The sequence below is a fragment of the Thermogutta sp. genome (genome assembly GCF_039793925.1).
Lineage (GTDB): Bacteria > Planctomycetota > Planctomycetia > Pirellulales > Thermoguttaceae > Thermogutta.
Genome location: NZ_JBAMME010000220.1, coordinates 20,807 through 40,637 on the forward strand (window position 1 = coordinate 20,807; position 19,831 = coordinate 40,637).

General features: G+C 57.2%; 16 protein-coding genes. 3 read left to right on the top strand and 13 right to left on the bottom strand.

Features of this window, described 5'->3' with window-relative positions:
- Positions 1–11 precede the first annotated feature (11 nt).
- The 8 genes from ABJK56_RS09185 to ABJK56_RS09220 all read right to left on the bottom strand — a co-directional run bounded on the left by ABJK56_RS09185 (position 12) and on the right by ABJK56_RS09220 (position 10,423).
- Positions 12–779, bottom strand: a complete 768-nt coding sequence (locus ABJK56_RS09185) for an exosortase-associated EpsI family protein (protein ID WP_347244370.1) — start codon at positions 777–779, stop codon at positions 12–14.
- Positions 780–838: 59 nt separating this feature from the next.
- On the bottom strand, positions 839–2,323 hold the full coding sequence (locus tag ABJK56_RS09190) for a sulfatase (RefSeq protein WP_347244371.1): 1,485 nt from the start codon (positions 2,321–2,323) through the stop codon (positions 839–841).
- 127 nt (positions 2,324–2,450) lie between these two features.
- Positions 2,451–4,760 carry a polysaccharide biosynthesis tyrosine autokinase gene (locus ABJK56_RS09195; protein ID WP_347244372.1) on the bottom strand — a complete coding sequence of 770 codons (2,310 nt, stop codon included), beginning with the start codon at positions 4,758–4,760 and terminating at the stop codon, positions 2,451–2,453.
- A gap of 487 nt (positions 4,761–5,247) precedes the next feature.
- Positions 5,248–6,057 (bottom strand): hypothetical protein, encoded by an 810-nt coding sequence (locus ABJK56_RS09200; protein WP_347244373.1) that lies wholly within the window; start codon positions 6,055–6,057, stop codon positions 5,248–5,250.
- Positions 6,058–6,481: 424 nt separating this feature from the next.
- The gene (locus tag ABJK56_RS09205) at positions 6,482–7,414 is read right to left on the bottom strand and encodes an amidohydrolase family protein (protein WP_347244374.1); all 933 of its coding nucleotides are present in this window, start codon (positions 7,412–7,414) and stop codon (positions 6,482–6,484) included.
- Positions 7,411–8,217 (bottom strand): amidohydrolase family protein, encoded by an 807-nt coding sequence (locus tag ABJK56_RS09210; protein WP_347244375.1) that lies wholly within the window; start codon positions 8,215–8,217, stop codon positions 7,411–7,413. The genes ABJK56_RS09205 and ABJK56_RS09210 overlap by 4 nt, the downstream gene beginning before the upstream one ends.
- Positions 8,214–9,008, bottom strand: a complete 795-nt coding sequence (locus tag ABJK56_RS09215) for a hypothetical protein (protein WP_347244376.1) — start codon at positions 9,006–9,008, stop codon at positions 8,214–8,216. The genes ABJK56_RS09210 and ABJK56_RS09215 overlap by 4 nt, the downstream gene beginning before the upstream one ends.
- A gap of 71 nt (positions 9,009–9,079) precedes the next feature.
- Positions 9,080–10,423, bottom strand: coding sequence for a hypothetical protein (locus ABJK56_RS09220; RefSeq protein ID WP_347244377.1), 1,344 nt, complete (start codon positions 10,421–10,423; stop codon positions 9,080–9,082).
- Between the two features lie 503 nt (positions 10,424–10,926).
- Between ABJK56_RS09220 and groES the strand changes: the two genes are divergently transcribed.
- The 3 genes from groES (at position 10,927) to ABJK56_RS09235 (ending at position 15,251) form a co-directional block, all read left to right on the top strand.
- Positions 10,927–11,253, top strand: a complete 327-nt coding sequence (groES, locus tag ABJK56_RS09225; protein WP_347244378.1) for a co-chaperone GroES — start codon at positions 10,927–10,929, stop codon at positions 11,251–11,253.
- Between the two features lie 60 nt (positions 11,254–11,313).
- On the top strand, positions 11,314–12,924 hold the full coding sequence (groL, locus tag ABJK56_RS09230; RefSeq protein WP_347244379.1) for a chaperonin GroEL: 1,611 nt from the start codon (positions 11,314–11,316) through the stop codon (positions 12,922–12,924).
- Between the two features lie 320 nt (positions 12,925–13,244).
- The gene (locus ABJK56_RS09235) at positions 13,245–15,251 is read left to right on the top strand and encodes a hypothetical protein (protein ID WP_347244380.1); all 2,007 of its coding nucleotides are present in this window, start codon (positions 13,245–13,247) and stop codon (positions 15,249–15,251) included.
- A gap of 105 nt (positions 15,252–15,356) precedes the next feature.
- On the opposite strand, the gene ABJK56_RS09240 is transcribed toward ABJK56_RS09235, so the two are convergent.
- From ABJK56_RS09240 to ABJK56_RS09260, 5 genes are all read right to left on the bottom strand, one after another.
- On the bottom strand, positions 15,357–15,752 hold the full coding sequence (locus ABJK56_RS09240) for an Hsp20/alpha crystallin family protein (protein WP_347244381.1): 396 nt from the start codon (positions 15,750–15,752) through the stop codon (positions 15,357–15,359).
- A 94-nt stretch (positions 15,753–15,846) separates the two neighbouring features.
- Positions 15,847–16,293, bottom strand: coding sequence for an Hsp20/alpha crystallin family protein (locus ABJK56_RS09245; protein WP_347244382.1), 447 nt, complete (start codon positions 16,291–16,293; stop codon positions 15,847–15,849).
- A 280-nt stretch (positions 16,294–16,573) separates the two neighbouring features.
- Positions 16,574–16,915 (bottom strand): hypothetical protein, encoded by a 342-nt coding sequence (locus ABJK56_RS09250; RefSeq protein ID WP_347244383.1) that lies wholly within the window; start codon positions 16,913–16,915, stop codon positions 16,574–16,576.
- Positions 16,916–17,054: 139 nt separating this feature from the next.
- Complete coding sequence (locus tag ABJK56_RS09255; protein WP_347244384.1) at positions 17,055–18,110, bottom strand: DUF1559 domain-containing protein; 1,056 nt, start codon at positions 18,108–18,110, stop codon at positions 17,055–17,057.
- Positions 18,111–18,525: 415 nt separating this feature from the next.
- The gene (locus tag ABJK56_RS09260) at positions 18,526–19,758 is read right to left on the bottom strand and encodes a sialidase family protein (RefSeq protein WP_347244385.1); all 1,233 of its coding nucleotides are present in this window, start codon (positions 19,756–19,758) and stop codon (positions 18,526–18,528) included.
- Between the last annotated feature and the right edge of the window lie 73 nt (positions 19,759–19,831).

Sequence of the window (19,831 nt, forward strand, 5' to 3'; positions counted from 1 at the left end):
GACCGCGCTGATCATCGCGGATTGACCGTACCGCTACTGTGCGCGAGCAGCGCACTGGACAATGCAGGCTCCAAGCGCGCATCAAGAATTGGTAAAAGGACCGCACCGAATCGCAGAGCCGAACTCTGATGGGGCAATTGCCCCGGAGGCGACTCCGCCACCAGGTACAGTTTGACGAGCGGACGCCGTCCTCCGTACGTCCACCGCGGAAAACGAGGAGCCCGCCAACCACGACCATCATTCCAGCTCCAGAACACCCGCAGTCTTGTTACCCCAGTGGGCTCGCTTTTGGTAAAAACTGCAGTCATGAATTCCGCCTGGCGAGTCGGTCCTCTAACATCTTGCGCCGAATAGCTCACGGTGAACGGTTGAGGAGACGTTTCCATCACAAATCCAGCTCCCGGATAACAAGCGTCCGGTGTGTGGACCGCGATATCCCGGGACCACCCGGCAAGCAGATAGATCGTCACCGCATCCCCCTGGGTTTGATCGCGATAAGTGGTATTGAAGATCGCGCGTGCCCCACTGATTTCCACCACCCGTGGATCGGGCGGGACCACTTCGTTGGCCTTCCAAACGTCGATCGACAGGGGAACCTGTTCCACCGCCTGTGCGAGCGGGTTGAGGGCCAGCTCAGCATCGCTGGATTGCCAGCGAAAACTCCAGTAGCCCTCGACAATGGCCCCGGCCACCACAACAAAGGCGGCAATCCAGAAAGGACCCAAGCTCCGGAACAAGCCGAACACCGTAGATCCCTGTGTTATTCCCCGGTCGGTCATCGCCATTTTCTTCATTGGCCCAGATCGGCCGCTTCGACCACACACCCAGCAAATTCCCATTATCGGCGGCGGGCCACTCGCCCGTCAGGTTTTTGGGGGTCGTAATTCGGATTTGGCGTGGGATAACGGGCTCCCACATCGACGAGCCAGTTTTCCAGGAGCCTTTTCAGCTCCGCGACTTTTTCCGGATACTGACTGACGAGGTTCTGTTTCTCACCGATGTCTTCTTTCACGTTGTAGAGTTCCCATGAATCGTCTTCATACCAGTGAATGAGCTTCCAGGAACCCTTTCGTACTGCCGCACTCGGGGCTCCCCCTTGGTTGCCATAATGGGGATAGTGCCAAAACAGCGGTCGGTCCGATGGGAACGTCGGATTGCGGAAAAGAGGCACCAAATTCAAACCGTCCACCTTATATCTGGTGGGATCTTCCCCAGAAAGCTCAACGATTGTCGGAAAAATATCCACGCTGCACACGGGTGTCGTACAGGTCGTGCCCGGTAGGACTACCCCCGGCCAGCGCACAATGAAAGGAACGCGAATCCCTCCTTCGTAAATCCATCCTTTGCCTCCCCGTAATGGAAGATTGGATGTTGGCCAGCCTTCACTCGTGGAAAGCCCACCGTTGTCGCTGGTGAACATGACAACCGTCTTTTCCGCCAGCCCAAGTTCATCAAGTTTCCGGAGGACCTTGCCCACCGCCTGGTCCATGGCCTCGACCATAGCGGCATAGATAGGATGTTCCTGGACCAGGCGCACTTCCCGTGGTCCTTCCTGCCCAAATTGGGCCACCAGCCCGAGGCGCTTTCTCTTCTCCTCATATTTCTGCCGGAGATCCTCCCGCGCCATCAACGGTGTGTGCACTGAGTAGAAGCAGAGGACCGCTAAAAACGGCCCTTCTTTATGCTGCTCGATGAATTTTGCCGTCTCGGTAGCCAGGCGATCCGGCAAATGTTCGCCCGGAGGACCATCGGGAAGCCGTGGATTACCATAAGGGGAAAAGTACTTATTTCCGCCGTACGGCCCACCCTGTCCCGTGCCACCCATGTTGATATCGAAACCCTGATTTTCCGGCCAGTAACCTTCCGGTCCAAGATGCCACTTGCCAGCAAAGAACGTGGTGTATCCTCGCTGTTTGAGGACTTCCGCAAATGTTACCTCTTGCAGGGCCAGCGCCGTTTGGTAGGGAGCGGGCAAGAGCCGCGTGTTTCGATTCCATGCCTCTGGCTGGGCGGCGCCGATGTAGTCCGTGATCCCCACCCGCTGCGGCCATTTGCCCGTCATAATCGCCGCCCGCGTCGGCGAACACACCTGGCACGCAGCGTACGCATCCAGAAAACGCATCCCTTCCGCCGCCAGACGATCCACGTGCGGGGTCTCGTAAAACGAGCTCCCATAACACCCCAGATCGGCCCAACCTAGATCGTCCACCACAAACAACACGACATTCCAGGGACGATCCTCGCCAGCGTTAGCCAGGGAGCGACTTCCCCAGTACGCGAGGGTGAGGATTGATCCCACCACGATGAAACAATTTCGGAACATGAGGCACCTCCCCGTAGCCGTTGCCCCCATCCCGTCTTTTCAGCAAGCGCGATCGTGAATCCGCCGAGAGTTTCAATTATTTTCCCCTACCTACCCGTTCGAGCACTACCGCATCCGAGCATCCAATTCATCGGTGTGTCCCATCGGCCGCCTGTGATTCCACGTCAATCGTGTAGGAACGGTAATAGCTCCGGTACCTGCTGGGAGCGGTTCCATGGAGAACAATTCCCAACAGGGGAAGATCCACGCTGCGAAGTCGCTGCACGGCCTCAAACACTCGCGGGAGTCGACTCTTGTCCTGAATGACCGAGAGGACCACACTGTCCGCCATATGGGCGAGAATGAGGGCGTCTGCGGTGGTCAAAATCGGGCTGGAATCCACCAGCACCAGGTCGCACTGATCGCGAAGCGACCGCAGGAACTGGTCGAGCTTCCCCTGCGACACCGCTTCCAGCACCTCGCCGTCGGAGTGACCGGCCGTCACCACGTGCAGGTGCTCAATTTCTGTGTTCTTAACAATCTCTTCCGGCCCAGCCAGATTTTTCGCCAGTTCACTCAAACCGGGCGCAAGCGGACAGTGGAACAACCGATGCAGGCGTGGGCGGCGGAGATCGCCATCTACCACCACCACCCGTCGCCCTGCCCGTGCAAGACTGGCCGCAAGTTGCGCGACCAAAGTGGTCTTTCCTTCCCGCGCCAGAGCACTTGTTACCAGAAGCACTCGCATCCCCTGACGCTCCGCACGATGGAGAAGAATTGTCCGTAACTGGTCCACCGACTCGATCAAGACAGACCGCATCGTATCGGGCAGGTGACCGTTGCGACTGACCCACCGTGTGATGGGCCGTTCAATGAGCGGCAAGTCTCCAAGGACGGGCAATCCCAAACCGTACGAGATTTGATAAGCAGAGCTCACTGGCCTGAGGAGGAAATCGAGAAGCACCACGGCAGCCCCAGTCCCGAGGAATGCCATTAGCCCCAAAAATGAGACCAACCGATACTTGTCGTTGATGTTGCTGATCCGAGGCGTGCTGGCTTCTTCCAAAACGCTTACCCGGGGGGGTGCGGCAAGTTCGATATTCCACCGCTCCAGCTCGTCCCCCATGCGGGCAGCAATAGCTTTCAGTCGCTCCACCTCCGCCCGTTCCGCCTCCAGATCGGCAGAGTACTTCCCGAGTTGCTCGGCTTCCGCCGCTTCCTTTTCAAACTGCTCCAGGGCTACCTTCAACTCATCTTCGAGTACAGCTTTCTCCAATTCAGCCTGAGCAATCTCGGCCTGAATTTGCTCCGCTTCTGTGGGAGGGGTAACCGCCCGCCCCTTGGCCAGTTGCTCTCGTGCAAATTCCTCGAGTTGCGGCGCCAGTTCTGCCCGACGCTGCTCAAGACCTTTTCGCAGGGTCTCCATTTCTTCGCGGATTCGCTGGACACTGGGGGCCTTTTCCCCCTGGGCCGCCCGCTGTCGCTCTTCGAACCAGCGCGTCTCCAAATAACTCAACCTCGCCTGCGTCGCCGCAATCCAGGGATCCGCCCGCAGAGCGTTTTCCACAATCTGTTGAATCACAGCCTCATCACGCTGCCGCCGCTCTTCCTCGGTGGTCTGCGGACGGTGCTCTTCCAGATACCGGAGTCGACTTTGCAGAATGGCGATCCGACGCTCCAGCCCACTGATCTGCTGCCGTAATTCGTTCACATGTTTACGATGGTCCGCCAGCGTTTCGAGTGCCGTGAGGGCTTTCTTGCGGGCGACTTCCGAATCCGGGCTTCCCACCGCGTTGGCCAGTTCTCGATACCGCTGGTCGCGTTTCTTGACAAGCTCCAGAGTCTGCGCGTAATTGGCCTCCAGCAGCTTTTTCCGCTCCAGGGCATACCTACGACTGAGGTCTCCCACTTCGCTCATGTAGGCGTCTTTTACAGCGTTGACAATCGCCGCAATCTGCTCGGGATCGTCGCCCGTCATGCTGATTTCCAGAATTTCCGCCTGATCGGCAAATCGGACCCGCAGATTACGCCGCAACCACATGATGGGATCGACCTGGTTGCGAATGTAGGGGAGCTGGCTGATCCCCGGCTTTTGCAGCGCCGCAGTCAACACCCGATTGCTGGTGACGAGCGTCGTCTGCGTTTGCCGGTTGCGGAGCAACGGATCATCGTCTCTCGTGTCAAAAAGGACGCGCGGCCTCTCAAGGGCAACCTGCAACCACGCCGTGGCCGTGTATTCAACGGGAATGGTCCGCCAGGCAAACACCATGACACCCACGCTCGCCATGACCCCCAGAATTAAGATCAGCCACCAGCGCCGTCGCACCGCGTGCAGCACGTCCGAAGGCTTCGGCGGTCCGTGGAGCGTTTCCCGCTGAAGAGGCGTCGGCGCCACAGAAAGCCCTGTGGCCAACGTTGATGGAGGGGATGTTCCCAGTACCCGCACAAGATCAGACATATCGGCCACTCAAAATGTCATACAACCAGGCCACCATACCAATTCGCGCAAAACTTTGAACCTCCCTATTCCACACGCGTCACCTGCAGAACATTGCCTCTGTTTGGCTATCGTCTCTCCAATTCTCGTCTACCGGGTGAGCCCCTGGACGCCCGCAGACTTTCCCAACCCAGCCCTTTTATTTTGACCTGGAGCCACAGCAAATTCCACAACTGAAAGGATGTTCCGGCGTTGAGACCGTTTCCCTCGCACCGGGGACAGTCCCCTGCTCCGAGCTGAAAACCAGGCTCCGTGTTTTGCTTCTGCCTCAGGATTCAAATGGAGCAGATGTTCAGGCCGAAGGAGAGACCGCCTCCAATCAATGAAAAGCCTCTCGTGCAGCGGTCAGGCCACGGCATCTGGAAATGTCAAGAATTTCGCCCAGAGAGCTCCCTTTGTCGAAAGGATGCCGCTTCCGAAATCGGGGAATTGCCCCACCTCATCCGCTTCAGCCGAAGATTTGCGAGGGAAACTCCTTCACCCCGCTGATGTGAACCATCCGCACCGCCTGCCAGGGAATCACGACCAATCCCGCACCAAGAGCCGAATCCTCCACGATGAAGGCTGCATATTCGCCATTGAGTCCGAACGGCCGGAATTTCAAGACCGTCATGGTTTGGCCGTCTTCCAGCCGGATCTGCACGGTACTGGCAATAGGTCGGCTAGCCCACACCTTCTGAAACAGCTCTCCAAAACTTTGCCCGGCAATTTGGTCGCCGCGGGAAGAGTCGGTCCGCATTTCCACTCGACTGTCTCCCGGTGACCGACTGGGAAACAATTCTAGGTGGACACCGCTGTCCGGAACAATCGCCGAGTCGCCCAACCCAGTTCCCGCCACGAGATGGGACGAAGGTTCTGGCGCGAGACTGAGCGGGATCGCTTCTTCGGCCTCATTCCCGGACAGTTCCTCCACGACGGGAATACGGAAACGAACGCCGCACTCGGGGCACTGCCCCGGTCGGCCTTGCAGATCCGGAGAGCCAAACAATCGGTGCCCGTTGGGACAAAGGAACTGAATCCGCGTGCGATCGCGCGAGTACGTAGCGGCGCCACCGTTGTCGCCGGCCTGCGCAGCGCGAATTTCTTCCAACGTCGGGATGAGAAATTTCACGTTGCACTTCGGACACTTCGCCGGCTTACCTGCCCGATCTTCCCCGCATCGGATGCGGTGGCCGTTGGGACATAAAAATTCAATCGTGCCTGCCATAGCCACCCCCTTTGCCAGAAGACTCGTCCAATCCCCGCCAATCCATCCCACCGCCACTCCAAAACCGAAAATCGGCCGAGCACCCGGCGGGAACACCGGCGCAGGGGTAAGCACGAATTCGGGTAGAAAAAGCGATCATTTTCGGCCTTGTCCACATAACTTTAGTTTACGTCGGAAACGGAAAAACGAAAACAATCCACCCAATAAGGCGCATTCATTGGCGCCGCGCCCCACTGGGGGATACCAAAATGCAAGTAGAGAATCAGTTTCAAAAATCGATCGGAACTCCGAGGGCAACAACCGCCACCCGCCCAAGACCACTTTTCCCTATGCAAGGCCTTTCATCCCATCATCCATTACTAAGCAGATTTGCAAACATTCGATTCGGGCAGCGAGTTCTCTCTGCTGAGAGCGGCCGCAAAGCACGACAAACCCACCTCAAAATGACCCGCAGATGCTGTCCTCCGGGGAAACCTCAGCCGGAGCCGGGTTGCTCAAGCAAACGCCGTGCGTTTTCGCTGGCAACGGCTTGCCGTACCGCGGGTGACAGTCGCGACTCCACAAGCTTCAGGTGCGCTGCAGCGAAATAGAACAGGGGTAGAAATGATCCGAAGCACACTCGCTCGACAGGAACCGTCTCCACAACTCTTTCAATCCCGCCTACACCTTCCAGCATGCTTAGATCCACAAATACGCGTCCGCTCTCCATCCACCGCCGCAATTGGGTCGGGGAACAGATCCGGTGGGCGTTGAGCAGCATGATAGTTACCTCCGGGATTTTCTCGAGAAGCCGCTCCAGACGCGACAAATTCACCGGGGGGACGCGGAACAGGTGTGGCTGCGTCCGCGAATCTTCCATCTCCACGACAATTTGGAGAATTACCCTCCGCTGGGCCGCCATGTGCAGGAGGCCTTCCACTTCGGGTCCGTCCAGTGAATACCCGTGATAGTTGGGAAATAAACGGAGAATCTTTATTCCCCAATCGTCCACGCACTGACGAAAATCTTCCTCCCAATCGGGCAACCCGGGATGAATTGTCCCGCACGGACGCAACAGATCAGGCCACCGGGAACACTCCTCCACCAGCCGCTCATTGACACCCCTCATATCTGAGTGAAATACTCCCTCTAGACTCCCAGCCCACGCCTCGACAACTCCATAACGCCGGAGCGTAGTCACAAGCTTCTCGGGCGTATCGTCGGGGAGTTTGCGAAATGGCCAACCAAACAAATAAACGTTCGTATCCACGATGGGCCCAAGAGAATCTGTTCCAAAACCCTGGGACAAGGCCTTTCGTTCCTCCCAGGTGTTTGCGAAGGCCACGTCTTTCAGGGACGTGCTGACGATCCCGGCCGAAACGAGAAATGACCGGCGATCCAGTCCTCGATGCTCTTCATTGGCGTTCATAGTCGGATACCTTTTCGCTCCAAAATCGGGCCGAGGATCCGCCGCAGATTGTCCCCGAGGATGAGACGTTGAGCGTCGGCTGGTATTGCGGCGCCCAATACTTTGCCCAGTTGGGTGGCGAAACTTCTGCCGGGTGCGTCGCTGCCAAAAAGGACGCGTTCGGGGCCCAGCGTCCGCACCGCCATCTCCGTTACCCCCGCCGTGGGATCAAATCCACACAGGTCCACCAAAATGTTTGGGCACCGGCGGACAGCGCGAAGTCCATATTCCCAATTACCGCCGCTGTGGGCCGCGATAAACGTGGTCTCAGGATGACGTCCAGCCAGAATAGCCAGGTCCTGGGGCGTCGATTCACCCGGGAGATTACCCGTAGTCTTGAGCCAGGTGTGCTGAAGGACCACCGCTTTCAACTCTGTGGCCCGCTCCACCAACGGGTCAAGAGCGGGATCAACGCACCGCTTTGCCACCCAAAGCTTCACGCCCACCATGGGCCCGTCGGCTACGTGGCGATTCAATTCCTCCAAGCTGGCCTGAAGATGGTTGGGATTCAGATAGACAAAGCCAAACGCTCGGTCGGGAAACCGCTCAATCGCTTGCCGCACTTCCCGGTTTGCCTGGGCCATCTCGTCCGGGCTGGGATTATACTGAAACGTCATCCCCATAAAAACGCACACGCGGCGAATTCCCAGACGATCGGCATACTCCAACAAATTGGCCAGTCTCTCCGCTGGAGTTTCTCCTGGTATTCCGACAAGATGCACATGCACATCCCAGATTTCAAATGGCGGTTCGTCCCGGCTCATGCCTTTCCGTCCTTTCCGCCACCATTTCCCGGCGGATTCTCACTTTCCTGCGCTGATTCAGGCCGCGAAGGAGTGGGCGCCGATGCGTCGGACTCCTTACCGCTGAAAAGATCGGATTCCGGTGACTTCCTCAGCTTCTGGCCGACAGTTTCTTGCTCTTTAGCAGGTTCCTGCTCAGGCTGCTCCAGAATTCTTCGCACACCAAGCGGATCCTCCGGCGTCCATGTAAGGAGCTGCTCCGCCACCGAGTGCGCTAGGCCCCGCTCTCCCAATCGAACAAGGCACTCCACCAGATCGCGTGCTGCCTGGAGAAACGGTTGATTGGTTGGCCGATTTAGGGGCAGCCGTCCCTTAAAATCTTTTCCCAAAGCTTTCAGACCCAATTCAAAGGCATATCCCAGATGGCCACGTGCCAGCTCCAGTTTGTTGCGATACAGGGCGATTCGTCCGAGAAGCTGATGGGCCTCCAACAGATCCCGACATTGCTGAAGAAGCCACAACAGCTCATCCACCGCCAGATCCCATTCTTCATGGGCGATGATGTCATAGACCTCCTCAATATCCTCTTTAAACTGACGAACTCGTGGGGGATATACCAATTCGAAGATTCCCAGGGAAATTTCGCGGACGCTGATTTTTTGGCCAGCTAATTTCGATTTTCGGCTTCTTTGTTTCTCTCGCTTTTTGCCCCGGACCTTTTTTCGAGAATCATTCTCCGCCTGCCCACTCGCCGGCTGCCGTTCAGAGACCGGGCCATTCCCCTTCTCGTCATCGCGACTCTTTTTTGGCATAGATATCCCTTCCATGTTGATGATTTGTCGGGCCTGTAATCCGCCGCCTTTTCCCCCGGACGCTTGCGTACTTACTCGATAATTTTTTCCAGCGCAATATCAAATTCCGCGGAAAATCTCACAATTGCCAGGGGGAGCATCCAACGAACAGCGGTGGCACGACCTGACAAGCCTGAGAAGCGATAGACAAACTCGACGCCATTTTCCCCGAGCCACAGGGCTTCTAGGTGATCGAACGTCTTCCGGCAACCATCGCCCTCGATTTCGGCTTGCCATCGATAGAACCATCCGCGGTGAGAAGCAAAGGCCTCCTGTGGCTGACTGTATTCCACTCGCAGCCCAATTTCGACCATTCCAGGATTCTCCCGCCAGGAAGTGAGTGTTACCGTCGCGTCCCCCATGTGCTGCCGCTGGGGGAACAAATTTCCGACGGGTCGTTCAAATTTGAAGGATTCAAGGCAAACCGGAAAAACAAAATCAAAAGCCCCGCGAATCGCTGCCTTGCTTTCTTTGCTTACCGAATCGTCTACCACCACAGTGGTCTCCACGGCAGGCCGGAATCCCAGAATGGGAATCTCTCGCCGGGAAGGCAGCAAGGTTTGCCGTGCGCCTCCCCTCGAACTCACAAGCTCCACCGGGCCCCACCACAACACTGCAGGCCGCAGTCGTGGCTCCCACGCCAACGTGACGTTCAGCACAATCCGTTTCGAAGAGGTTAATGGCGAGTTCTCCTCGCGGGGCTGGGCATGAGACGCCTTTTCTGCAGTAATGCGAATCGGCCCCACGTACGTTACCTGACGCTTTGTCCTAAAACGCCCCGCGTTCTCTGCGCTGAGGAGCTCCACGCTTCCATCCGTGTTGAACGTCACTTCCGAGTGGGACTGTTCGGCAAGGTCGTCGATAACTTCCCAAAATGGCGCGTCGTGATAACTTGCCGAAATTGGTTCCTGAGCCAGTTCGCCCCGCACCGTGACGACGTTGCCTGTCTGCGATTGAATGTCTTTCAGGATATTTTCCAGCGATCTCTGCTGAACCTGTAACGTCACGTGGGACTCCCTTGCTTCCTGACGGATGCGCTGGGCAACGAGCTGCTCCCGAATCCGCGCTAAGCGGAGAGCGACTTCCGGTGAGGTGGCGACGACGTCCGACAATTCCGGAAGAATTCGCCACCCCAGCGATTCCAACTCTTTTTCGGCCGAGTCGCGGACCGAGCGCTGAGGGGCATCCAGGGCCGCCACCAGGCGGCGAATATGGTCGCGAAGCTCTTCCTCCACTCCTAAAGCAGGAGGCGAGATTGTACTACCGACAACGAGCACTGACACCGCAAAAGATACCGTCCAAAAGCCTATCTCGGCCTGCCGAAGTGAAAGGTCCGGGAACTGGTGGAACAGCCACAAGCGCCAACGGGATAACATTGGAAAGCTCCCTTCCAATTCCAGTTCAATGCCGGAGCGCCGTCCATGCCGCCAACCGTGCCGGGGGCGATCATGGTGCGCAGACGCCCAACGGGCGGCGCTCCGTCTTTATTGTGACTTCCCGAAAGACCCCGGCAAACTACGAACGCCAAGGTCGCACACCCCTCCTAAGAGGGATCGGCCGCCGGCTAGGGCCGTAAAAGCAACTCTGCCAAATTGGCAGTAATACGGTTTGTGGAAGGTCACCTTTTGGCACACGGGATCGCCAATCGGGGCCCGAGCAAGACGCATCTGCAATGTGTAAGTGATGACCGCTGCATTACTTTCTGACGTTGCCTAGAATTTGGCGCGCTAATTGCAACCCAGCGTCGCAGCCCAATTTATTGTTTGCCTGGAGTGACCTGGTCGGGCGTGTGTAGCAGGTCGCTTTGTCGTTTCGTCTTTAATGTGCCGTTGATCGTTTGTGTGGATTTTCCAACTCACTCGAGGAGGGTACTGAACAGATGGCCAAGAAAAAAACCGCCGAACAGGGAGACAGCAAGCTCCAGTTGCAGCCGTTGGCAGATCGGGTGGTGGTCGAACGCGAGGAATCGGAGGAAAAGACCCCGGGTGGTATCCTTCTGCCGGACACCGCGAAAAAGAAGCCCTCACGGGGAGTTGTGGTGAGCGTGGGCCCCGGCCGTTTGCTGGATGATGGGACGCGGGCACCTCTTCAGGTGAAGGTTGGCGACCGGGTCCTGTTCAGCTCCTATGCCGGCGATGAATTTCGGATGGGAGAACAGGAATACGTGTTGTTGCGGGAAGAGGACATCTTGGCGGTTATCGAGTGATAACTGATTCTCGCCACAGGAAATTAAGGAATCACGTAGAGGGAAAGGAGCGTTCGAACTATGGCAAAGTTAATTGCCTTTGATCAAGAAGCCCGAGATGCTCTTCGCCGTGGCGTCTCGAAGCTGGCCCAGGCCGTCAAAGTGACGCTGGGCCCTCGTGGTCGAAATGTGATCATTCAGAAAAGTTTCGGTTCTCCGACCGTGACCAAAGACGGTGTCACGGTGGCCAAGGAAATTGAGCTGGAAGACGTCTACGAAAACCTCGGTGCCCGGATGGTGCGGGAAGTCGCCTCTAAGACGAGTGACGTAGCGGGCGACGGTACCACGACCGCCACCATCCTTGCAGAAGCGATTTTCACCGAAGGTCTCAAGGCCGTGGTCTCGGGCATCAACCCCATCGGCCTGAAACAGGGGATCGAAAAGGCGGTGGAGGATGTGGTCGATAAGCTCCGCAAGATGTCGATCCCCATCAAGACGACCAAAGAGATGGCCCAGGTGGCCGCCATCGCCGCCAATAACGACATGGCGATCGGTGAGCTTCTTGCCCAGGCCATGGATAAAGTGGGCAAAGACGGCGTGATCACGGTCGAAGAAAGCAAGACCATGGAGACCAAGGTCGAATTTGTAGAAGGAATGCAGTTCGACCGTGGCTACCTTTCGCCGTACTTTGTGACCGATCCCCAGAAGATGGAGTGCGTCCTTGAGGATTGTTACATCCTCATCCACGAGAAAAAAATCTCCAACGCACGGGAACTTGTACCGCTTCTGGAAGCGGTCGTCAACGCGAACAAGCCGTTGCTCATCATCGCCGAGGACGTGGACGGTGATGCTCTGGCGACCCTGGTCGTTAACCGCATCCGCGGTACTCTCCGCTGCTGTGCGGTCAAGGCACCGGGATACGGCGATCGCCGGAAAGCTATGCTGGAAGACATCGCCATTCTGACCGGCGGCGTGGCCCTGTTCGAAAGCCTCGGCCGCAAGCTCGAGCATGTCACCCTTGCCGAGCTCGGCCGTGCCAAAAAGGTCGTCGTGGATAAAGACAACACCACCATTATCGAGGGCGCCGGGAAGACTGAAGAGATCAAAGGCCGCATCGAACAGATCCGGCGCGAAATTGAAAAGACCACCAGCGATTACGACCGCGAAAAACTCGAAGAGCGGTTGGCGAAGCTTGCCGGCGGTGTGGCTAAACTGAGCGTCGGCGCGGCGACCGAGGCCGAGATGAAGGAGAAGAAAGCCCGCGTGGAAGACGCGCTCCATGCCACCCGGGCAGCGGTGGAAGAGGGTATCCTGCCCGGTGGTGGAGTGGCGCTCCTGCGTGCGGCGGCGCAATGCTCGTCCGAGGGTCTCACCACCGATGAAAAAGTTGGTTATGAGATCGTCCTTCGGGCGTGCCGTGCCCCGATCACACAGATCGCAGCCAACGCCGGCCAGGATGGCAGCATCGTCTGTGAGAAGGTTGCCGAAATGAAGGGCAACATGGGCTTTAATGCTCTCACCGGCCAGTTTGAAGACCTGGTGAAAGCGGGCGTGATCGACCCAACCAAGGTGGTTCGCACTGCCCTTCAGAATGCCGCCAGCGTTGCCGTCCTCATGCTCACCAGCGACGCACTAGTGGCTGAAAAACCCAAGGAGGAAAAAAGCGGTAGCCACTCGCCTCCGGAATACTGATGAAATGTCCAGCCTGGAGGTGGACTTATAACTGATGGAGGCCCTGGTCTGTAGCCCAGGGTGCCTGATTTCGAGAAGTCGCCCCCTTCCCCTCCCCTTTGATGAGCGCCCCCATCCCCGCTGGGGGCGCTCGATTTTTGCGCCCCAACCACTTATGCTTGTATCCATCCAGAGAAGGCCGTCATTGAGCTCACGATCGATCGGGAAATTTCGCGCAGATTTCAACCCTCTTTCGCGACAACGTTCGGTAGCGCAGCGCCACTTTCTAGCAGAAGGTTCATCTAATGGGCCAGCAGTTACATCATGCTTTGAGAAGGAAGTTGTACGCAAAAAATTCATTTCTCATTTGCGCCGCGATCTTGTTTGCTTCTGCCGCAACAGTAGCGCAATGCTGTGGCGAAGTGCCCTCCCAATGGCTTATCCACTGGGATAGACCGGCCCTGACAGACAGGCCTCTACAAATTGTCCATGGGCTTTCTCCACGAATGCTCGTGGCCGACGCTGTCGCCCAAATCCTCCAGCAGCCGGCAGCGCAGCCTCAATCCGACGAAGGCCTGGCCTATTATCTGCGCCGCGGCCGTGGCGGAATCGTGTGTAATGTGATGTTTGATCATTACCTCGAATCGGAGGAGCATTGGCAATCTTTCATCGCCGGTATCCAGATGTGTGCCCAACTCGGCATGCCTGTCTGGATTTACGACGAAAAAGGTTATCCCAGTGGAACAGCCGGGGGACTTGTCCTCCGTGGACATCCAGAATTGGAAGCCCTCGTTCTCGCCCATGACCCACAAGCAAATCCCGAGTACTTTTTCCGCCGGGCTTACGAGCACACCCACGCTTCGAACAACTACCACGCGTTGCGGCGCTACATCAACCTCATGGACGACCACGCAACAGCACGCTTCATCGAAGTGACGCATGAGGCTTATTACCGCAAAGTCGGCGAGCATTTCGGGAAAACCATTGTCGCCTTCTTCACGGATGAGCCGTCACTAATGGCTGTCGATTTGGGGCCCATTCCGGAACCTGCTCGCAGCAAAGTCCCCGTTGAAGACGCCGTCGATCCGAACGTCAAACCACTTCCCACCGTACCGTGGTGCCACGACTTCGCCGAGGTCTACCGGCGTCGCTGGGGCGAAGATATCCAGTCACAGTGGAAAAGCCTCTTCGAAGGCGATTCGTCAGAAGACCGCCGCATTCGACGGCAATTCTGGAGTACGGTGGCCGATCTGGTGGCCGATCGCTATTTCGGACAGATTCAGAGCTGGTGCCGGGCGCACAGGGTAGCCTCCTCCGGCCATAACCTCCACGAAGAGTCCATCTATCATCATGTGCCCCTGTACGGCAATGGTCTGAAGGCCATTTCACGGATGGACATTCCTGGCCTGGACATGCTCACATCAAACCCCGAGTCGGTCATCCACATGAGCTGGATGACGGCAGCCATGCCTCTTTCCGGGGCGCTTTTGGAAGGTCATCGCCGGGTCATGACGGAAGTGAGCGATTTCATCCAGAAGATGTCCGGTGCCGGACCAGTGAGCCTCCTCCAAATGCAGGCCACCGCCGGTTGGCAGGCTGCCTGGGGCGTCACGGAATTCACACTGTATTACAGCCCGGAAGACAGAACCCCCGACGAAAACTGGCAGTATGGACAATTCGTGGGACGGTTGAACACGATCCTCAAGCCGGCCATCCCGCAACCGCACGTGGCTCTTTATTATCCCATCTATGATTTGTGGGCCGAGTATCGTCCTGTAGCCGGACCACTTCATCAATCTCCGGCGCCACCGCGGGCGGAGCAGATCATTTCCTCGTTCGTGCGGCTCGGCCAAACATTCCAGAGAAGGCAAATTCCGTTCATCCTGATCGACCACGAACATCTCGCCCAGGCAGCAGTCACTCCCCACGGTACCGTGCGGGTCGGGAACGCCGAGATCGCAACACTCGTTTTCCCGATGGGAGTCGAACTGCCCCCCGAAACGCAAAAGGTCGTGGAACGATTCACCGCTCAAAAAGGCCGTGTGATTTACGATCAACCTAACGATAGTATCAACGTCAACAACGCTGTGGCGCGGATTCAGCCCGATCTGGCCATCCAACCGCCCAGCGACCGCATCGTCTTGGGCCGGTTCTCACGCGACGATCACACTATCCTGGTGCTCGTGAACGTCGGCCAGGAAGCTTATCGCGGCACTCTCCAGGGAGTCAACGAGCGAGCCTGGACCCGGCTCGATCCTGCCACGGGAGACAGGCAGCAATTGAAACCGCTGAACAACGCACTCGGCCTCGAGCTGGCTCCTTACCAGACGCTCCTTTTTGTAGACTGAGCCCCAATCGGCCTCGGAGGAAAAGAATCTCGGGCGGTCGCAGCCGCCCAAACAATCGGCGCTGTAAGCCGTTTCCTGCGGAATTGATGGGATGACGAGACCTGATCAACTCTTAACCGCAACCTCGATCTTCCGTGGACGCAGGCCCGCAGATTTCGGCAAATGGAGCGTGAGGACGCCGTCAGCATATTCCGCCGAAATCTTGGCCGCATCAATGGCTTCACTCACATGGAAGACCCGCAGGAAATCGCCCACACCGTATTCCTGTCGGAGGAACTCCACTCCCTCGGCGTACCTGGGAGTCACCCGGGCATGCAATGTCAGTGTCCCATCCTCAAATTGAACGTCGATATCTTCCGGTTTAGCTCCCGGCACGTCCGCAATGAGGAGAATTTCGTCGGGTTTTTCCACGATATCGACAGCCGGGCTGTAGTACCGATCGCCCCGAAGATGTTCCGGCACCGCCTGGGCTGCACGCTTTATACCATGGTGGTGTTTCATAGTTGACCCTCCTTTCTTTTTTACGAAGAGTCATCCCGATTACTTGGACTTACTGCCCTCCAAGTTCTTCAGAAAAGGGTTTCCAGCGTTCGACTCAACCGGTGCGTACGTTCACGGGGATCTTCCGCGGCCGGGTTGCTTCGGCCTTCGGCAGCGTGATCGTCAGCACACCGAGCTGGAGATCGGCCTGCACCCGATCATGATCGACTTCACCGGGCAACCGAATGACGCGCGTGGCTTCTCCTGTTGCACGTTCCCGCCGATGGTAGGTGACACCTTCTTCGGTAGGTTGCGGTCGCCGCACCTTGATCGTCAACTCGTTGCCCGTCACGGAGATATCGATCTGATCCTGTGTCACGCCAGGAACTTCGGCTTCCACATAAAAGGCATCCGCCGTTTCCCACATGTTCACCGGCAGACGTTCACGCCACTGCAATGGCCAGGATGCTTCCGGCAGCTCACCGAGAAAGCTGTTGAACAAACGATCCATTTCACGACGGAGCTGCTCCAGAGATTGCGGACCAAACGGAGGGACTGCCATGACCTGTCTCCTTTCTCTTTGCTCCTAAAAACCCAACCGAACTTACACCCGGCAGACCATCCCAGCCGGGTGAAACACCACATCCGCGATGCCTTGCAAATACCATGCCCGCCAGCACGGTAGCTTCATAAGTATTTATCAGAAAAGAACTTACATATTCCATGCGCAACAAAAAAGCCTGTCAGTCTGACAGGCTTTATAGAAACTCGGTCTACGTGGTACCAGGGCCCGCTCAACGGCCTCGAACAGCATCAACCGGTAAAGTCTGTCCCCAATTCGGTTATTTGTTGAGGGCGTTGAGAATCTCTCTGGCTTTGGGAGCCAGCCCTTGAGGAGACGTCTTCTGGAGTTCCGCAAAACCTTTTTCCAGAACATCGGCCTTAGCCGGGTCCGTCTTTCGAACAGCGTCAACCAAGTCTTTAAACCGTGACGCCTCACTTCCCATTGGGGCACCACTCGCATAGTTCTCAAGGAGCGCTTTGGCCTCCTCGAGCGGTCCCTTCATAGGAATCTGGTAGGTTTTGGGAGTCGGTACTCCACTTTTCCCGCAACCTCCCAGGATGGCAAGCGCTATCCCGATCAGCAGGCAGGCAATACCGTTTTGAACATGTTGCGCCTTCATCCCAGAAATCCTCGTCGTTTCCATTTCACATTCCCGTTCGGATATCTGAAGCCAAAGATTAACGCTCCAGGGATCCCCTTTAAAAGTAAAAGACAACCGCGACTCACTCGAAGCCGGCGGACGCATTGCCGTAGCAGCATCAGAACTCGGGAATCGGCTGACCGTCCGAAGCGTGACCCAATTTCTGGAAGGTGAGTGTGTCGATTGTACTGGTAATGAATCGAACAGAGCCGTCGCCCAGGCCCACGTTCACTCCACCAGGATGAAGGCTCCGTGGGGGGATGATTCCGCGACCCCAGTCGTGGGCACCGCCCGGACAGCAGTTACCCCCGCAACTCGGATATTGCCAATTGGGCGGAGCTGCTGTGTTGAACATCACCTGGGCGTGCGGATACCAGGCCCAAAGCGTCCCGTTATTGCTCCGTTCACCTGCCGGATTCCGGCAGGCCAAACCGATCGTCTCTAACTCGGCAGGCGTGGGGAAATCCTGGTTGGCGATATTGCTGTACACGCTGTCGCCGCCCTGCGGGTAGAAAATGTCATACGGATAGGTGGCCTTTGAGCTATCCCCGTCACCGGAAAGTATTTCCGAAACCATGATCGTCTGAGAAAGCCCGTCGGTCACCGCCGCAAAGGGCTTTTCAATCCGCACCTGGAACATGCCATTGAACGAATTGACGCTGGCACCCCATGCCGTGTAGGTCGTGCTCCCAGAGCACCACGCATAGTTGCAGCCCGGCCCATTCCACCCCGCTGTGTTGTTGACGTTTCGGTACGGCAGTGCGGAGGGACACAAAAAGGCCGGGACCTTCCGCTGCATTGGTCCGTTGTAGTAGGTCCCAAAGGACGTGCCCGGCACATACACGAACTGATCCGCTAGGGCCTTTTGTTCAATAAACGGAAGAATGCACACATTGACCCCGAACCGTTCCCAGTTGTTCCACGGTCGGCCTGCATCGTTCCCCCCGTACCCGGACCGCGGAAGCGTGTTATACACGTCGTGGTAGTTGTGCATGGCCAGGGCAAGCTGTTTGATGTTGTTGGTGCACTCGCTTCGTCGAGCAGCCTCCCGCGCAGCCTGGACGGCCGGAAGCAATAAAGCAATGAGTATCCCGATGATCGCAATCACCACGAGGAGCTCAACTAGGGTGAAACCACTAGGCTTACGTCGGTTCAATCCGGTGCGCGCACGCATAGCAGACTCCCTGTTACAAAACGGATCTGGTGACAACCCCAACAGTTATCCCTTTTGGGAAAGTGTCTTAAAAAGCGGCATTCCCGGCGGGCAGTCTTCAATTCGGTGGGTAACACGTGGGCTGGCCTGGGAATCGTCTCTATCTCTTATTATAGTTCGATTCGTTTGAAACGCACGGTTCACGCGGAGCTTTTTCTCGGACTGCTTGCGCTGCATGAAAGACTAACACAAAAATATTTGGAGTTTACTGATGAGCTTTTTGTTAGAAGATTTCTTATGGCCGTTGTGCGCCGGTGCTCTTTAAATCCCACGCACAACTGTGAAAAGCCAACAGGACTCCGAAAGGTGTTTCCGAGCGCCGCGAACCTCTTGGCTGAGCGTACTCCTCGAACGATTTATGACGCAAAAGGCACCTTCACACCAGTCGCCAGCGAGCTTGTCGCAATACAGCGTAGGGCGACTCGCGGAGCAGTTCGTACCAGATGGTCAGTAGCGTGCCATTTGCCAATTCCACGGTGGAAGGATAGCCCAAATCGCCGCCTGCTCCATCACCGTAGATCACGAGTGGTTCTGACCACGTTCGACCGCCATCGCTGCTCAGTCGGGCCTGGCATCCAAACGGTTCCCGGCGATGGCCGTAGCTCATCAGTAGGCGTCCGTCCCGTAATCGAATGAGATGAGATGGCAAACCCCACACGCCGATGGGATGCGGCGTTGACCAGGTTTTGCCCCCATCCTCGGACTCGCACTGCAATGTTTCCCCTGCGTTCTGGGGATTGTGATTCCGGAGCTGCAGGACCAATCGTCCCTCGGTTGTCTCCACGGCATGCAGCTCGTGGTATTGATTCGGGTCATCGCCCTGCCGAACCGGTAGCTCGGCTAGCCATTCCCAAGTTCGACCGTCGTCCTGCGAAACGCACACGCCGACTCTCTTTGTCCGCCACAGGTCCTTGCCGGCATAAAGCAGCCGTCCATCCCGAAGCTGGATCGGACCGTGGGGACTGTTCACCAGACAATCGTAGGGGGCCGACCAGCTGATGCCCCCATCTTCCGAGCGCATCATCCACACTCCCAACTGCCTTTGACGCTCATCTTCCGAAAGGCGCTCGTGGGCCGCCCGCCAGCGGTCCAGTTTTTCGGCAGGCCAGCCACTCCCTTGCCCTGCAGCCTCACGTGCTCGTGTCAACAGGGAAACGTAGGCCAGCGAGGTAAACGTGCTCACAAGGAGAGTCCCCTGGGCTGTCTCCAGGACACCGGAATCCCGATCGTCAATCGCACTATCCCACAAAACCCGTGGATACGTCCACCACCCGCCGTCGTCGTTTGAGGTCATCATTTCCACCCGGCCAAATGGACAAACGTGGGCCTCACGCCCGCCGGAATACACAAGCACAAGCTGGCCGTTCCTTCGTCGCGTCACGGTGGGCCAACCGTGATAGCGGTGGGGAAGCCGGCTGATCGTTTTGATTTCTGTGACCTCAAAACGAGGTGTTTCGCTTCCAAAAATGCGCGCCGCTCGGACAACTGTCGGTACGGCCATTGTCCCCACCAGACTGAGAAGCCACCGCCGCCGATTCAGCCGAGACGTGCCGAACCCCCTCCGAAGACTAGATACCGCACAGCGCTGCGGTCGGGTCATCGATAACATGACGGGCTCCTATGAAGTCTCGCGCCTGGAGACGCCCCCGTTATACGACTTTTCGGGGGCCAATCACCACACT

Bases quoted from the DNA above. Each gene is read 5' to 3' on its own strand.
- ABJK56_RS09185 (WP_347244370.1), bottom strand. From the start codon at position 779: ATGACCGACCGGGGAATAACACAGGGATCTACGGTGTTCGGCTTGTTC.
- ABJK56_RS09190 (WP_347244371.1), bottom strand. From the start codon at position 2,323: ATGTTCCGAAATTGTTTCATCGTGGTGGGATCAATCCTCACCCTCGCG.
- ABJK56_RS09195 (WP_347244372.1), bottom strand. From the start codon at position 4,760: ATGTCTGATCTTGTGCGGGTACTGGGAACATCCCCTCCATCAACGTTG.
- ABJK56_RS09205 (WP_347244374.1), bottom strand. From the start codon at position 7,414: ATGAACGCCAATGAAGAGCATCGAGGACTGGATCGCCGGTCATTTCTC.
- ABJK56_RS09210 (WP_347244375.1), bottom strand. From the start codon at position 8,217: ATGAGCCGGGACGAACCGCCATTTGAAATCTGGGATGTGCATGTGCAT.
- ABJK56_RS09215 (WP_347244376.1), bottom strand. From the start codon at position 9,008: ATGCCAAAAAAGAGTCGCGATGACGAGAAGGGGAATGGCCCGGTCTCT.
- ABJK56_RS09220 (WP_347244377.1), bottom strand. From the start codon at position 10,423: ATGTTATCCCGTTGGCGCTTGTGGCTGTTCCACCAGTTCCCGGACCTT.
- groES (WP_347244378.1), top strand. From the start codon at position 10,927: ATGGCCAAGAAAAAAACCGCCGAACAGGGAGACAGCAAGCTCCAGTTG.
- groL (WP_347244379.1), top strand. From the start codon at position 11,314: ATGGCAAAGTTAATTGCCTTTGATCAAGAAGCCCGAGATGCTCTTCGC.
- ABJK56_RS09240 (WP_347244381.1), bottom strand. From the start codon at position 15,752: ATGAAACACCACCATGGTATAAAGCGTGCAGCCCAGGCGGTGCCGGAA.
- ABJK56_RS09245 (WP_347244382.1), bottom strand. From the start codon at position 16,293: ATGGCAGTCCCTCCGTTTGGTCCGCAATCTCTGGAGCAGCTCCGTCGT.
- ABJK56_RS09250 (WP_347244383.1), bottom strand. From the start codon at position 16,915: ATGAAGGCGCAACATGTTCAAAACGGTATTGCCTGCCTGCTGATCGGG.
- ABJK56_RS09255 (WP_347244384.1), bottom strand. From the start codon at position 18,110: ATGCGTGCGCGCACCGGATTGAACCGACGTAAGCCTAGTGGTTTCACC.
- ABJK56_RS09260 (WP_347244385.1), bottom strand. From the start codon at position 19,758: ATGTTATCGATGACCCGACCGCAGCGCTGTGCGGTATCTAGTCTTCGG.